Origin of the sequence: Streptomyces sp. SCPE 10, assembly GCF_051980735.1 — a bacterium.
In the GTDB taxonomy this organism is placed as follows: Bacteria; Actinomycetota; Actinomycetes; order Streptomycetales; family Streptomycetaceae; genus Streptomyces; species Streptomyces misionensis.
The window spans coordinates 5582249-5597973 of the sequence record NZ_CP197069.1 but is presented as its reverse complement, the minus strand read 5'-3'; the positions used below and the strand labels follow the sequence as shown (position 1 = coordinate 5597973).

Genomic DNA, 15725 nt, shown 5'->3' with positions numbered 1-15725 from the left:
CGGACCCTGAACCGAAGTTCAGGATCCGACCTTTTCTAAAAGGAGTTCGGCGGCGTCCTACTCTCCCACAGGGTCCCCCCTGCAGTACCATCGGCGCTGTGAGGCTTAGCTTCCGGGTTCGGAATGTAACCGGGCGTTTCCCTCACGCTATAACCACCGAAACACTATGAAACTGACAACCAGCACAATGGTTGTTCGTGGTTTCAGAACCAACACAGTGGACGCGAGCAACTGAGGACAAGCCCTCGGCCTATTAGTACCGGTCACCTCCACCAGTTACCTGGCTTCCAGATCCGGCCTATCAACCCAGTCGTCTACTGGGAGCCTTACCCCATCAAGTGGGTGGGAGTCCTCATCTCGAAGCAGGCTTCCCGCTTAGATGCTTTCAGCGGTTATCCCTCCCGAACGTAGCCAACCAGCCATGCCCTTGGCAGAACAACTGGCACACCAGAGGTTCGTCCGTCCCGGTCCTCTCGTACTAGGGACAGCCCTTCTCAAGACTCCTACGCGCACAGCGGATAGGGACCGAACTGTCTCACGACGTTCTAAACCCAGCTCGCGTACCGCTTTAATGGGCGAACAGCCCAACCCTTGGGACCGACTCCAGCCCCAGGATGCGACGAGCCGACATCGAGGTGCCAAACCATCCCGTCGATATGGACTCTTGGGGAAGATCAGCCTGTTATCCCCGGGGTACCTTTTATCCGTTGAGCGACGGCGCTTCCACAAGCCACCGCCGGATCACTAGTCCCGACTTTCGTCCCTGCTCGACCCGTCGGTCTCACAGTCAAGCTCCCTTGTGCACTTACACTCAACACCTGATTGCCAACCAGGCTGAGGGAACCTTTGGGCGCCTCCGTTACCCTTTAGGAGGCAACCGCCCCAGTTAAACTACCCATCAGACACTGTCCCTGATCCGGATCACGGACCCAGGTTAGACATCCAGCACGACCAGACTGGTATTTCAACGACGACTCCACAACCACTGGCGTGGCCGCTTCACAGTCTCCCAGCTATCCTACACAAGCCGAACCGAACACCAATATCAAACTGTAGTAAAGGTCCCGGGGTCTTTCCGTCCTGCTGCGCGAAACGAGCATCTTTACTCGTAGTGCAATTTCACCGGGCCTATGGTTGAGACAGTCGAGAAGTCGTTACGCCATTCGTGCAGGTCGGAACTTACCCGACAAGGAATTTCGCTACCTTAGGATGGTTATAGTTACCACCGCCGTTTACTGGCGCTTAAGTTCTCAGCTTCGCCCCACCGAAGTGAAGCTAACCGGTCCCCTTAACGTTCCAGCACCGGGCAGGCGTCAGTCCGTATACATCGCCTTACGGCTTCGCACGGACCTGTGTTTTTAGTAAACAGTCGCTTCTCGCTGGTCTCTGCGGCCACCCCCAGCTCGAACAGCAAGTGCTCTCACCAGGTGTGGCCCCCCTTCTCCCGAAGTTACGGGGGCATTTTGCCGAGTTCCTTAACCATAGTTCACCCGAACGCCTCGGTATTCTCTACCTGACCACCTGAGTCGGTTTAGGGTACGGGCCGCCATGAAACTCGCTAGAGGCTTTTCTCGACAGCATAGGATCATCCACTTCACCACAATCGGCTCGGCATCAGGTCTCAGCCGTATGCAAGGCGGATTTACCTACCACTCGGCCTACACCCTTACCCCGGGACAACCACCGCCCGGGATGGACTACCTTCCTGCGTCACCCCATCACTCACCTACTAACCGCTTGGTTCAGCGGCTCCACCACTCCCCTTTGCCCGAAGGCTCCGGGGCGGCTTCACGGCCTTAGCATCACGATGCTCGATGTTTGACGCTTCACAGCGGGTACCGGAATATCAACCGGTTATCCATCGACTACGCCTGTCGGCCTCGCCTTAGGTCCCGACTTACCCTGGGCAGATCAGCTTGACCCAGGAACCCTTAGTCAATCGGCGCACACGTTTCTCACGTGTGAATCGCTACTCATGCCTGCATTCTCACTCGTCAACCGTCCACAACTACCTTCCGGTGCTGCTTCACCCGGCAGACGACGCTCCCCTACCCATCACAACACCCGTTAGGGCTATATGCTGCAATGACACGACTTCGGCGGTACGCTTGAGCCCCGCTACATTGTCGGCGCGGAATCACTAGACCAGTGAGCTATTACGCACTCTTTCAAGGGTGGCTGCTTCTAAGCCAACCTCCTGGTTGTCTGTGCGACTCCACATCCTTTCCCACTTAGCGTACGCTTAGGGGCCTTAGTCGATGCTCTGGGCTGTTTCCCTCTCGACCATGGAGCTTATCCCCCACAGTCTCACTGCCGCGCTCTCACTTACCGGCATTCGGAGTTTGGCTAAGGTCAGTAACCCGGTAGGGCCCATCGCCTATCCAGTGCTCTACCTCCGGCAAGAAACACACGACGCTGCACCTAAATGCATTTCGGGGAGAACCAGCTATCACGGAGTTTGATTGGCCTTTCACCCCTAACCACAGGTCATCCCCCAGGTTTTCAACCCTGGTGGGTTCGGTCCTCCACGAAGTCTTACCTCCGCTTCAACCTGCCCATGGCTAGATCACTCCGCTTCGGGTCTTGAGCGTGCTACTAAAAACGCCCTATTCGGACTCGCTTTCGCTACGGCTTCCCCACCCGGGTTAACCTCGCAACACACCGCAAACTCGCAGGCTCATTCTTCAAAAGGCACGCAGTCACGAGAATGTGCAAGCACATTCCGACGCTCCCACGGCTTGTAGGCACACGGTTTCAGGTACTATTTCACTCCCCTCCCGGGGTACTTTTCACCATTCCCTCACGGTACTATCCGCTATCGGTCACCAGGGAATATTTAGGCTTAGCGGGTGGTCCCGCCAGATTCACACGGGATTTCTCGGGCCCCGTGCTACTTGGGTGTCTCTCAAGCAAGCCGCTGACATTTCGACTACGGGGGTCTTACCCTCTACGCCGGACCTTTCGCATGTCCTTCGCCTACATCAACGGTTTCTAACTCGCCCTACGGCCGGCAGACCGTAGAAGAGAGATCCCACAACCCCGCACACGCAACCCCTGCCGGGTCTCACACGCATACGGTTTGGCCTCATCCGGTTTCGCTCGCCACTACTCCCGGAATCACGGTTGTTTTCTCTTCCTGAGGGTACTGAGATGTTTCACTTCCCCTCGTTCCCTCCACACTGCCTATGTGTTCAGCAGCGGGTGACAGCCCATGACGACTGCCGGGTTTCCCCATTCGGAAACCCCCGGATCAAAGCCTGGTTGACGACTCCCCGGGGACTATCGCGGCCTCCCACGTCCTTCATCGGTTCCTGGTGCCAAGGCATCCACCGTGCGCCCTTAAAAACTTGGCCACAGATGCTCGCGTCCACTGTGCAGTTCTCAAACAACGACCAGCCACCCATCACCCCGAACCAAAGATCCGAGTGCACTGGGGCCGGCGACTGAGGAGAAGATCATTCCCTCAGACACCCAACAGCGTGCCCGACACCCTCGCCGCCCTCTCATCCGTTCCACGCCGAAGCAGTACTAGGAAGAAGAGCCATCCGAAAAGCGCCGAGTAGTCAACGTTCCACCCATGAGCAACCAGCATCAGACATTCGCTGATGTACTGGCCTCTGACCAGGCCGAAACCCGGTAAGAAGTGCTCCTTAGAAAGGAGGTGATCCAGCCGCACCTTCCGGTACGGCTACCTTGTTACGACTTCGTCCCAATCGCCAGTCCCACCTTCGACAGCTCCCTCCCACAAGGGGTTGGGCCACCGGCTTCGGGTGTTACCGACTTTCGTGACGTGACGGGCGGTGTGTACAAGGCCCGGGAACGTATTCACCGCAGCAATGCTGATCTGCGATTACTAGCGACTCCGACTTCATGGGGTCGAGTTGCAGACCCCAATCCGAACTGAGACCGGCTTTTTGAGATTCGCTCCACCTCACGGTATCGCAGCTCATTGTACCGGCCATTGTAGCACGTGTGCAGCCCAAGACATAAGGGGCATGATGACTTGACGTCGTCCCCACCTTCCTCCGAGTTGACCCCGGCGGTCTCCCGTGAGTCCCCAGCACCACAAGGGCCTGCTGGCAACACGGGACAAGGGTTGCGCTCGTTGCGGGACTTAACCCAACATCTCACGACACGAGCTGACGACAGCCATGCACCACCTGTACACCGACCACAAGGGGGGCACTATCTCTAATGCTTTCCGGTGTATGTCAAGCCTTGGTAAGGTTCTTCGCGTTGCGTCGAATTAAGCCACATGCTCCGCCGCTTGTGCGGGCCCCCGTCAATTCCTTTGAGTTTTAGCCTTGCGGCCGTACTCCCCAGGCGGGGCACTTAATGCGTTAGCTGCGGCACGGACAACGTGGAATGTTGCCCACACCTAGTGCCCACCGTTTACGGCGTGGACTACCAGGGTATCTAATCCTGTTCGCTCCCCACGCTTTCGCTCCTCAGCGTCAGTATCGGCCCAGAGATCCGCCTTCGCCACCGGTGTTCCTCCTGATATCTGCGCATTTCACCGCTACACCAGGAATTCCGATCTCCCCTACCGAACTCTAGCCTGCCCGTATCGACTGCAGACCCGGGGTTAAGCCCCGGGCTTTCACAACCGACGTGACAAGCCGCCTACGAGCTCTTTACGCCCAATAATTCCGGACAACGCTTGCGCCCTACGTATTACCGCGGCTGCTGGCACGTAGTTAGCCGGCGCTTCTTCTGCAGGTACCGTCACTCTCGCTTCTTCCCTGCTGAAAGAGGTTTACAACCCGAAGGCCGTCATCCCTCACGCGGCGTCGCTGCATCAGGCTTTCGCCCATTGTGCAATATTCCCCACTGCTGCCTCCCGTAGGAGTCTGGGCCGTGTCTCAGTCCCAGTGTGGCCGGTCGCCCTCTCAGGCCGGCTACCCGTCGTCGCCTTGGTGAGCCATTACCTCACCAACAAGCTGATAGGCCGCGGGCTCATCCTGCACCGCCGGAGCTTTACACCATCAAGGATGCCCAAGACGGTCATATCCGGTATTAGACCCCGTTTCCAGGGCTTGTCCCAGAGTGCAGGGCAGATTGCCCACGTGTTACTCACCCGTTCGCCACTAATCCACCCCGAAGGGCTTCATCGTTCGACTTGCATGTGTTAAGCACGCCGCCAGCGTTCGTCCTGAGCCAGGATCAAACTCTCCGTGAATGTTTACTCGGCCAAAAAATAATTCAGCCGGTGAGACACACACGGGAGCGGAACGACCGGAGGAATAGTCCGGTCGTCCTCAGCGTCCTCGCTGTGTTTTTTCAAAGGAACCTCGACCATCGGTGATCCGATGGACGGGGTATCAACATATCTGGCGTTGACTTTTGGCACGCTGTTGAGTTCTCAAGGAACGGTCGCTTCCTTTGTACTCACCCTCTCGGGCTTTCCTCCGGGCGCTTCCCTTCGGTGTTTCCGACTCTATCAGATCTTTTCTCGACCCGATTTCCTCGGTGCTTTCCAGGTTCCCGCTTCCGCGTTCCCCTTTCCGGCGGTTCCGACTTTATCAGAAGTTCTGAGTCGGTTTTCCCATCCGGTCCGGGGCTCCGTGTCCAGCGCGTGAAGTGCTGGGGTTCCCAACCGGGCGGGGTCGTAAACGTACTGGAGCGGGGCTCCCCGATGCAAATCGAGGCGCCCCGCTCCTGGTCACAGCCGACGGGTCGTCAGACCTCCACGACCACAGGGAGGATCATCGGCCTGCGGCGGTAGGTGTCCGAGACCCACTTGCCGAGGGTGCGGCGGATCAGCTGCTGGAGCTGGTGCGGCTCCACGACGCCGTCCTGGGCGGACCGCTCCAAGGCGTCGTTGATCTTCGGGACGACACCGGCGAAGGCCGAGTCCTCGATGCCCGAGCCGCGGGCCTGGATGTGCGGACCACCCGTGATCTTTCCGGTGGAGGAGTCCACCACCACGAAGACCGAGATGATGCCCTCGTCGCCGAGGATCTTGCGGTCCTTGAGCGCCGGCTCGCCGACGTCGCCGACGGAGAGGCCGTCGACGTAGACGTAACCCGCCTGCACCTTGCCGGAGATCTTGGCCTTGCCCTCGACCATGTCGACCACCACGCCGTCCTCGGCGATGACGATCCGGTCGTGCGGAACGCCCGTGAGCGCTCCCAGCTCGGCGTTGGCGCGCAGATGGCGCCATTCGCCGTGCACCGGCATCAGGTTCCTGGGGCGGCAGATGTTGTAGAAGTACAGCAGCTCGCCCGCGGAGGCATGGCCGGAAACGTGCACCTTGGCGTTGCCCTTGTGGACGACGTTGGCGCCCCAGCGGGTCAGGCCGTTGATCACGCGGTAGACCGCGTTCTCGTTCCCGGGGATCAGCGACGAGGCCAGGATGACCGTGTCACCGTCGACGATGCGGATCTGGTGGTCCCGGTTGGCCATCCGGGACAGGGCGGCCATCGGTTCGCCCTGGGAGCCCGTGCAGACCAGGACCACCTCGTGGTCGGGCAGGTCGTCGAGCGACTTGACGTCGACCACCAGACCCGGCGGGACCTTCAGATAGCCGAGATCACGGGCGATGCCCATGTTGCGGACCATGGAGCGGCCGACGAAGGCGACCCTGCGGCCGTACTCGTGCGCCGCGTCCAGGATCTGCTGGATGCGGTGGACGTGGCTGGCGAAGCTCGCCACGATGATCCGCTTGCGGGCGCCGGCGAAGACCTGGCGCAGCACGTTGGAGATGTCGCGCTCGTGCGGCGTGAAGCCGGGGACCTCGGCGTTGGTGGAGTCGGTCAGCAGGAGGTCGATGCCCTCCTCGCTGAGCCGCGCGAACGCGTGCAGGTCGGTGAGGCGGTTGTCCAGCGGAAGCTGGTCCATCTTGAAGTCGCCGGTGTGCACCACCATGCCGGCGGGGGTGCGGATCGCGACGGCCAGGGCGTCCGGGATGGAGTGGTTGACGGCGATGAACTCGCAGTCGAAGGGGCCGATGCGCTCGCGGTTGCCCTCCGCCACCTCCAGCGTGTACGGCCGGATGCGATGCTCCTGGAGCTTGGCCTCGATCAGGGCGAGGGTCAGCTTGGAGCCGATCAGCGGGATGTCCGGCTTCTCGCGGAGCAGAAAGGGGACACCGCCGATGTGGTCCTCGTGGCCATGGGTGAGGACGATGCCCTCGATGTCGTCGAGGCGGTCCCGGATGGACGAGAAGTCCGGCAGGATCAGGTCGACTCCGGGCTGCTCCTCCTCGGGGAAGAGCACTCCGCAGTCGACGATCAGCAGGCGGCCGCCGTACTCGAAGACCGTCATGTTCCGGCCGATCTCGCCGAGGCCGCCGAGCGGGGTGACGCGCAGGCCGCCCTCGGGCAGCGGCGGGGGCGGGCCGAGTTCAGGATGCGGATGACTCAAAAGACTCTCCTCAAACCACGCGCGCCACGTACCGGTACGGCACGTGGCGCGCATGACGTTCGTGCGAAGCAGTTGTCGTTGTGGGATGCGGGCACCGGCGGCCCGCGTATGCCGTTGTCTGTTCGGTTGTCTCTTCAGTTGTCTCTTCGGTGATAAGCCCGGAGGCTTCTGGACCGCCTGGGTCCGGGTCGTGCGAAGTCTGTTGCTAGAGCTGTACCCCGCCGGCGGCAAGATCGATCTTGAGCTGCTCGATCTCTTCGGGCGAACACTCGACCATGGGCGAGCGCAGCGGCCCGCCGGGCAGTCCCAGCAGGCCGAGCGCGGCCTTGGTGGTCATGACGCCCTGGGTGCGGAACATGCCGGTGTAGACCGGGAGCAGCTTCTGGTGGATCTCGGCGGCCTTGACCACGTCACCGGAGGTGTACGCCTCGACCAGGGCGCGCAGGTCCGGGGTGACCAGGTGGCCGACGACCGAGACGAACCCGACCGCGCCCACGGAGAGCAGGGGCAGGTTCAGCATGTCGTCGCCGGAGTACCAGGCCAGGCCGGACTGGGCGATGGCCCAGCTGGCGCGGCCGAGGTCGCCCTTGGCGTCCTTGTTGGCGACGATCCGGGGGTGCTCGGCGAGCCGGACGAGCGTCTCGGTGTTGATCGGGACGCCGCTGCGGCCGGGGATGTCGTAGAGCATGTTCGGCAGCCCGGTGGCGTCGGCGACGGCCGTGAAGTGCCGGTACAGGCCCTCCTGCGGGGGCTTGTTGTAGTACGGCGTGACGACCAGGAGGCCGTGGGCGCCGATGCGCTCGGCCTCGCGGGCCAGCTCGATGCTGTGGTGGGTGTCGTTGGTGCCGACGCCCGCCACCACGTGGGCCCGGTCGCCGACCGCCTCGAGTACGGCTCGTACGAGGTCCGCTTTCTCCGCGTCGCTGGTGGTGGGGGACTCGCCGGTGGTGCCGTTGACGATCAGGCCGTCGTTGCCTGCGTCCACCAGGTGGGCGGCGAGCCGCTGCGCGCCGTCGAGGTCGAGTGCGCCGTCCGCCGTGAAGGGCGTGACCATGGCGGTGAGGACCCGCCCGAAGGGGGTCTGCGGAGTCGAGGTCGGAGCCATGGGTAACACGCTACTCGGTGCTCCGTGCGCGGTCTGCCCTTGGGGGGCCGGGTAAGTCAGGACAAATATGGAACCCGGCACTGCCTGCTCGGGGGTTCAAGCAGTGCCGGGTCCGTTTGATCAGGCTAGATGAACTTCTCCAAATGCCGCAATACGGACACTTCAGGAGGCTGACCCGTACATCCGTTCCGCGCTCCGGAACGGCGTCCCGTCAGGGGGCCACGCGCCCGTTGGCGTTGTAGGCGGCGTACGTCAGCGGCATGAGCTTCGCCCACTGGGCCTCCATCTTCTCGCCCACCATCTCGATCTCCCGCTGCGGGAAGGACGGCACCTTGGCCAGCTCGTGCTGGGTGCGCAGGCCGAGGAAGTGCATCAGGGAGCGCGCGTTGCAGGTGGCGTACATCGAGGAGTACAGGCCGACGGGGAGCACCGAGCGGGCGACCTCCCGGGCGACGCCCTCGTCGAGCAGCTTCCGGTAGGACGCGTAGGCCTGCCGGTACGACTCCTCCAGGGTGCCGCTCACCGCGGCGTGCTGCTCCGGGGTGCCCTCGACGAAGACGTACTTGCCGGGGCGGCCCTGCTGCACGAGCTTGCGGGCGGTGTCCGGGACGTAGAAGACGGGCTGGAGCTCCCGGTAGCGGCCGGACTCCTCGTTGTACGACCAGCCGACCCGGTGCCGCATGAACTCGCGGAAGACGAAGATCGGGGCGCTGATGAAGAAGGTCATCGAGTTGTGCTCGAACGGGCTGCCGTGCCGGTCGCGCATCAGGTAGTTGATCAGGCCCTTGGAGCGCTCGGGGTCCTTCTTCAGCTCGTCCAGGGACTGCTCGCCCGCGGTGGAGACGCGGGCGGCGAAGAGGACGTCGGCGTCCGAAGCGCTGGACTTCACCAGCTCGACGGTGACATCGCTGCGGAACGTGAGCGACTCGGGGGTGGTCACGGGGGTTGGGGTCCTTCCCATCACTTCGGTGGTTCGCGCCCACCTTACGGGGCACCCGGCGGGGCCGGTGCGGGGCCTCACCCCGGAGAACCCGCCGACGATTTTTTCGGACATGGGCACCTTTTGCCGTACTCGATCGTCTGTACCGGTGAAGCCTGCACGTTCGACCTCAAACCATGAGAGGAGTGGCACCGCGATGTCCCGTCGGAGCGAGCCCGTCCCCTTCGCCTTCCTCGCCGAAGCCGACACGTTCCGCAGCAATGTGACTCCCCCGCCGCGGCAGCGGGGGTCCTTCGGCGAGATAGCCGGGCGCTGGCTGCTGGGTCTGACCGTCGTGGCCGGACTGGTGGGCTCCCTGCTCCTCGGCATGCCGGCGCTGTCCACTCCGTCCGGTCCGCCGGCACCCCAGTCGCAGGCGTCCCAGGGGCACCGCTGACCCTTACGGCGGCGCAAGGCTGGTGAGCGGCAGGCGGGCCGGATAGCCTCACCGGGCACAGCCCCCGTGAGGACCGAGTGAGGAACAGCCGTGCCCCTGCCCTTCCTGACGGCCGACCGCACCTTCGAGTCGGCCTCCGAGAGCGCGCTGCCGTACGACGACCGGGACCGCTGGCGGCGTCCCTACCGGCCCGGCCCCTGGCGGGTGGGCTTGGCCGCGCTGGTGCTCATGGTCGCCTCGTTCGTGCTGTTCGCGGCGGTGCTGATCGCGCTGACCGGCTCGGCCTCCTTCGCCGCGGTGGTCCTCGGCGTGGGTCTGCTGGTGATCGCGGGTGCGCTGCGGCTGCTGCGCGTGGGCGTCTGGGTGAGCGCGCGCGGGCTGCGCCGGGTGGGCTTCGTGATGACGCGTACGGTGCCGTGGGCGCGGGTGGTGTCCGTACGGACGGTGCAGCAGCCGGTGCGCTGGCTGGGGCTGCCGAGGACGGTGCAGGGCCAGGCGTTGACGCTGTCGCGCAAGGACCGTCCGGCCGCGGAGACCCCGGCTCTGCTGACCACGCACACCCTGGACTTCGTGGGGCGCCCGGCGGCCTTCGAGCGGGCGGCGGACGTGGTGGAGGCGTGGGCCGCGGAGGCGGGCCGGGGCCACTGAGTCCCGCCGCGTGACACCGCGGGCCGGGTGGGGCGGGGACGCCCGTGCGGCCCGGCGGGACGCGGCGGCGCGGCCGGCCCGTCGCTCGTCCGCGGCCGGGCCGGCTGTGCAGGTCAGGCGTCCGTCGGGGTGCGGCCCGCGTGCAGGGCGATCGCCCGTTGCATGGCCTTGCGGGCGCGGGGGGTGTCGCGGGCGTCGTGGTAGGCCACGGCCAGGCGGAACCAGCAGCGCCAGTCGTCCGGGGAGGACTCGGTCTCGGCCTTGCGCTTGGCGAAGACCTCGTCGGCCGAGTCGCGGTCGATCCGGCCGCCGGGGGTGCGCCGGAGCTCGTCCACGGGCAGGCCGCCCTCCGCGTCGAGTTCGGCGGCGAGCTGGTTGGCCCGGCGGACGAACTGGGTGTTCTTCCACAGGAACCACAGCCCGATGACCGGCAGGATCAGCACCGCGACCCCGAACGTCACGGTGAGGACCGTGCCGGTCTCGATGAGCAGCACACCGCGGCTGCCGACCAGGACGAAGTAGAAGACCAGGACGGCGGCCGTGATGAGGTAGTTGATCTTCGCGCGCATCGCAGGGACCGTCTCAGCTCAGGTCGAGGAAGTGCTCCAGGCCGAAGGTCAGGCCGGGAGTGGTCACCACGCGGCGGACGCCGAGCAGGATGCCCGGCATGAAGCTGCTGTGGTGCAGGGAGTCGTGGCGGATGGTGAGGGTCTCGCCCTCGGCGCCGAGCAGCACCTCCTGGTGGGCCAGGAGGCCGCGCAGCCGTACGGCGTGCACGGGGACGCCGTCCACGCTCGCGCCCCGGGCGCCGTCCAGCGCGGTGACCGTGGCGTCCGGCGCGGGGGCGGTGCCGGCCGCCCGGCGGGCCTCGGCGATGAGCTGCGCGGTGCGGGTGGCCGTACCGGACGGCGCGTCCACCTTGTTGGGGTGGTGCAGCTCGACCACCTCGACCGACTCGAAGTACGGCGCGGCGATCTGCGCGAACTTCATGGTCAGCACGGCCCCGATGGAGAAGTTCGGGGCGATGAGCACGCCGGTCTGCGGGGACCGGTCGAGCCAGCCCGTCAGCTGCGCGAGGCGCTCCTCGGTCCAGCCGGTCGTGCCGACGACCGCGTGGATGCCGTGGCGCACGCAGAAGTCGAGGTTGCCCATGACCGAGGCGGGGGTGGTCAGTTCGACGGCGACCTGGGCGCCGGTCTCCGCCAGCGTCTCCAGCTTGTCGCCCCGGCCGAGGGCGGCCACCAGCTCCATGTCCTCGGCGGCCTCGACCGCCCTGACCGCCTCGGAGCCGATCCGGCCCTTGGCGCCGAGGACCGCCACGCGCAGCTTGCTCATCCTTGCTTCCTCACGATCCTTGCTGACTTGCCGACTTGTCGATTCCGAGGGTCAGGCGACGGCGTCGTGCAGTCGCGCGGCCTGTTTGTCCTTCAGCGGGCCGATGACCGACAGCGACGGACGCCTGCCCAGGATGTCGCGGGCGACCGAGCGCACCTCGTCCGGGGTGACCGCGGCTATCTTCGCCAGCATGTCGTCCACCGACATCTGCTCGCCCCAGCACAGCTCGCTCTTGCCGATACGGTTCATCAGCGCGCCGGTGTCCTCCAGGCCGAGGACGGTGGAGCCCCGCAACTGGCCGATGGCGCGGGTGATCTCGTCGTCGGTCAGCCCGTTGGCGGCCACGTGGTCGAGTTCGTCGCGGCAGATCCGCAGCACGTCGTGCACCTGGCTGGGCCGGCAGCCGGCGTAGACGCCGAACAGGCCGCAGTCGGCGAAGCCCGACGTGTACGAGTACACGCTGTAGGCGAGGCCGCGCTTCTCCCGGACCTCCTGGAAGAGCCGCGAGGACATCCCGCCGCCCAGGGCGGTGTTGAGGACGCCCATGGCCCAGCGGCGGTCGTCGGTGCGGGCGAGGCCCGGCATGCCGAGCACGACGTGCGCCTGCTCGGTCTTGCGGCCGAGCAGTTCGACCTTGCCGAAGGTCCGGATGGTGCGGCTGCCGTGGCGCGGTGCGATGGGCTGCGCGTCCGGGTTCTTCAGCGCGCCCGCCTTCTCGAAGGCCGCGCGGACCTGTCGTACGACCTTGTTGTGGTCGACGTTGCCGGCACAGGCGACCACCAGGTGGGTGGGGTCGTAGTGCTTGCGGTAGAAGCGGCGGATGCGGTCGGCGGTGAGGGCGTTGACGGTGTCCACGGTGCCGAGGACCGGGCGGCCGAGGGCGTTGTTCCCGAACATGGTGTGCGCGAACAGGTCGTGCACGCAGTCGCCCGGGTCGTCCTCGGTCATCGCGATCTCTTCGAGGATGGCGCCGCGTTCGACGTCGACGTCCTCCTCGACGATGAGCGAGCCGGTCAGCATGTCGCAGACGACGTCGATGGCGAGCGGCAGGTCGGTGTCGAGTACGCGTGCGTAGTAGCACGTGTACTCCTTGGCCGTGAACGCGTTCATCTCGCCGCCGACGGCGTCGATGGCGGCGGAGATGTCCAGCGCGGAGCGGCGCTCGGTGCCCTTGAAGAGCAGGTGCTCCAGGTAGTGCGTGGCGCCGTTCAGGGCGGGGGTCTCGTCACGGGAGCCGACGTGGGCCCAGATGCCGAAGGTGGCGGAGCGGACCGACGGCAGGGTCTCGGTGACGACGCGCAGGCCCCCGGGGAGGGTGGTCTTGCGGACGGTGCCGATGCCGCCGGTGCCCTTGATCAGGGTTTGGGTACGGGCGACGGCCCGCGCCTCCGAGGAGGAGCGGGCCGTCACCTTCGAGCCACGGGACGTCACTGCTCGGCGTCGTCCTTCGCCTCGTCGCCGTCCTCGCCCTCGATCACCGGGACGAGGGACAGCTTGCCGCGGGAGTCGATCTCGGCGATCTCGACCTGGACCTTCTGGCCCACGCCGAGGACGTCCTCGACGTTCTCCACGCGCTTGCCGCCGGCGAGCTTGCGGATCTGCGAGATGTGCAGCAGACCGTCCTTGCCGGGCAGCAGGGAGACGAACGCACCGAAGGTGGTCGTCTTGACGACCGTACCGAGGTAGCGCTCCCCGACCTCGGGCATCGTCGGGTTGGCGATGCCGTTGATCGTGGCGCGGGCGGCCTCGGCGGAGGGGCCGTCGGCGGCACCGATGTAGATCGTGCCATCGTCCTCGATGGTGATCTCGGCGCCGGTGTCCTCCTGGATCTGGTTGATCATCTTGCCCTTGGGGCCGATGACCTCACCGATCTTGTCGACCGGGATCTTGACGGTGATGATCCGCGGGGCGTGCGGGCTCATCTCGTCGGGCCGGTCGATGGCCTCCATCATCACGTCGAGGATGTGGAGGCGGGCGTCGCGGGCCTGCTTGAGGGCCGCGGCCAGGACGGAGGCCGGGATGCCGTCCAGCTTGGTGTCGAGCTGGAGGGCGGTCACGAAGTCCTTGGTGCCGGCGACCTTGAAGTCCATGTCGCCGAAGGCGTCCTCCGCACCGAGGATGTCGGTGAGGGTGACGTAGTGCGTCTCGCCGTCGATCTCCTGGGAGATCAGACCCATGGCGATACCGGCGACCGGGGCCTTCAGCGGCACACCGGCGTTCAGCAGCGACATGGTGGAGGCGCAGACGGAGCCCATGGACGTCGAGCCGTTGGAGCCGAGGGCCTCGGACACCTGGCGGATCGCGTAGGGGAACTCCTCGCGGCTCGGCAGCACCGGCACGAGCGCGCGCTCGGCGAGGGCGCCGTGGCCGATCTCGCGGCGCTTCGGGGAGCCGACGCGGCCGGTCTCGCCGGTGGAGTACGGCGGGAAGTTGTAGTTGTGCATGTAGCGCTTGCGGGTCACCGGGGAGAGGGTGTCCAGCTGCTGCTCCATGCGGAGCATGTTGAGGGTGGTGACGCCCAGGATCTGGGTCTCGCCACGCTCGAACAGCGCGGAGCCGTGCACCCGCGGGATGGCCTCGACCTCGGCGGCCAGGGTGCGGATGTCGGTGACACCGCGGCCGTCGATGCGCTTCTTCTCCTTGATGACGCGCTCACGGACCAGGGTCTTGGTCAGCGAGCGGTACGCGGCGGAGATCTCCTTCTCGCGGCCCTCGAACTCCGGCAGCAGCTTCTCGGCGGCCAGAGCCTTGACGCGGTCCAGCTCGGCCTCGCGCTCCTGCTTGCCGGCGATGGTGAGCGCCTGGGCGAGCTCGGGCTTGACCGCGGCGGTCAGCGCCTCCAGCACGTCGTCCTGGTAGTCCAGGAAGATCGGGAACTCGCCGGTCGGCTTGGCGGCCTTGGCGGCGAGGTCGGACTGGGCGCGGCACAGGACCTTGATGAACGGCTTCGCGGCCTCCAGACCGGCGGCGACGACCTCCTCGGTCGGCGCCTCGACGCCACCCTCGACCAGCTGGATGGTCTTCTCGGTGGCCTCGGCCTCGACCATCATGATCGCGACGTCGCCGTCCTCCAGGACGCGGCCCGCGACGACCATGTCGAAGACGGCGTCCTCGAGCTCGGTGTGCGTCGGGAAGGCCACCCACTGGCCGCGGATCAGCGCGACGCGGACGCCGCCGATCGGGCCGGAGAAGGGCAGGCCGGCCAGCTGCGTGGACGCGGACGCGGCGTTGATCGCGACGACGTCGTACAGGTGGTCGGGGTTGAGCGCCATGACGGTGCAGACGACCTGGATCTCGTTGCGCAGGCCCTTCTTGAAGGACGGGCGCAGCGGACGGTCGATCAGGCGGCAGGTGAGGATCGCGTCCTCGCTCGGCCGGCCCTCGCGGCGGAAGAAGCTGCCGGGGATCTTGCCGGCGGCGTACATCCGCTCCTCGACGTCCACCGTGAGGGGGAAGAAGTCGAGCTGGTCCTTGGGGTTCTTGGAGGCGGTGGTGGCCGACAGCACCATGGTGTCGTCGTCCAGGTACGCCACGGCGGAGCCGGCGGCCTGCTTGGCCAGGCGGCCCGTCTCGAAGCGGATGGTGCGGGTACCGAAGGCGCCGTTGTCGATGACGGCCTCGGCGTAGTGGGTCTCGTTCTCCACTAGCGTTTTCTCCTCGTCTTCGTCCCGGGACTGCCCGTGTGGCAGGGGGACGGTGGTGGAGAAGCGCGCCTGCTGTGCGGGCCGGTCTTCGATCGAAGCACCCGGGGCTCGCTTCCCCCCGGGGGCCACTACCGAGGACCGGCGGCGGCGTGGTGCGCTTCTCCTCGTTCTGTGTCGTGCGTATTGCGTTGTGCTACCACACTACAAAGCGTGAGTGACACCGCGCACGTTCCCGCACGTACAGCAAAGGGA

9 protein-coding genes and 3 rRNA genes are annotated in these 15725 nt (G+C 65.5%); 2 read left to right on the top strand and 10 right to left on the bottom strand.

All coding sequences use genetic code 11. The features are described 5' to 3' along the window. Positions 1 to 44: 44 nt before the first annotated feature. From rrf to thyX, 6 genes are all read right to left on the bottom strand, one after another. Positions 45 to 161: ribosomal RNA gene (gene rrf, locus ACSP97_RS25975) — 5S ribosomal RNA — on the bottom strand. A gap of 72 nt (positions 162 to 233) precedes the next feature. Continuing rightward, positions 234 to 3353 (bottom strand): 23S ribosomal RNA (locus ACSP97_RS25970). Positions 3354 to 3654: 301 nt separating this feature from the next. Next, positions 3655 to 5179: ribosomal RNA gene (locus tag ACSP97_RS25965) — 16S ribosomal RNA — on the bottom strand. The 16S, 23S and 5S rRNA genes sit together here, the layout of an rRNA operon. Before the next feature lie 500 nt (positions 5180 to 5679). Continuing rightward, positions 5680 to 7365 (bottom strand): ribonuclease J, encoded by a 1686-nt coding sequence (locus tag ACSP97_RS25960; protein WP_355152466.1) that lies wholly within the window; start codon positions 7363 to 7365, stop codon positions 5680 to 5682. A gap of 205 nt (positions 7366 to 7570) precedes the next feature. Next, entirely contained in the window at positions 7571 to 8470 is a 900-nt protein-coding gene (gene dapA, locus ACSP97_RS25955) for a 4-hydroxy-tetrahydrodipicolinate synthase (protein WP_355152464.1), read from the bottom strand. 211 nt (positions 8471 to 8681) lie between these two features. After that, positions 8682 to 9431 (bottom strand): FAD-dependent thymidylate synthase, encoded by a 750-nt coding sequence (gene thyX, locus ACSP97_RS25950; RefSeq protein ID WP_355325126.1) that lies wholly within the window; start codon positions 9429 to 9431, stop codon positions 8682 to 8684. A gap of 175 nt (positions 9432 to 9606) precedes the next feature. On the opposite strand from thyX, the gene ACSP97_RS25945 reads away from it, so the two are divergent. Then, a complete protein-coding gene (locus ACSP97_RS25945; protein WP_070022117.1) occupies positions 9607 to 9846 on the top strand; it encodes a hypothetical protein in 240 nt (79 codons plus the stop codon). 90 nt (positions 9847 to 9936) lie between these two features. After that, a complete protein-coding gene (locus tag ACSP97_RS25940) occupies positions 9937 to 10494 on the top strand; it encodes a hypothetical protein (protein ID WP_355325130.1) in 558 nt (185 codons plus the stop codon). Between the two features lie 113 nt (positions 10495 to 10607). Here ACSP97_RS25940 and ACSP97_RS25935 read toward each other — a convergent pair whose 3' ends face one another. From ACSP97_RS25935 to ACSP97_RS25920, 4 genes are read right to left on the bottom strand one after another with little or no spacing between them, the layout of a single operon-like run. After that, positions 10608 to 11063, bottom strand: a complete 456-nt coding sequence (locus ACSP97_RS25935) for a tetratricopeptide repeat protein (protein WP_355325133.1) — start codon at positions 11061 to 11063, stop codon at positions 10608 to 10610. A 13-nt stretch (positions 11064 to 11076) separates the two neighbouring features. After that, positions 11077 to 11829, bottom strand: coding sequence for a 4-hydroxy-tetrahydrodipicolinate reductase (gene dapB, locus ACSP97_RS25930; protein WP_355152455.1), 753 nt, complete (start codon positions 11827 to 11829; stop codon positions 11077 to 11079). A gap of 51 nt (positions 11830 to 11880) precedes the next feature. After that, positions 11881 to 13260 carry a M16 family metallopeptidase gene (locus tag ACSP97_RS25925; RefSeq protein WP_070022126.1) on the bottom strand — a complete coding sequence of 460 codons (1380 nt, stop codon included), beginning with the start codon at positions 13258 to 13260 and terminating at the stop codon, positions 11881 to 11883. Further along, the gene (locus tag ACSP97_RS25920; RefSeq protein WP_355152452.1) at positions 13257 to 15473 is read right to left on the bottom strand and encodes a polyribonucleotide nucleotidyltransferase; all 2217 of its coding nucleotides are present in this window, start codon (positions 15471 to 15473) and stop codon (positions 13257 to 13259) included. Before ACSP97_RS25920 ends, ACSP97_RS25925 begins: the two co-directional genes overlap by 4 nt. Positions 15474 to 15725: the final 252 nt, after the last annotated feature.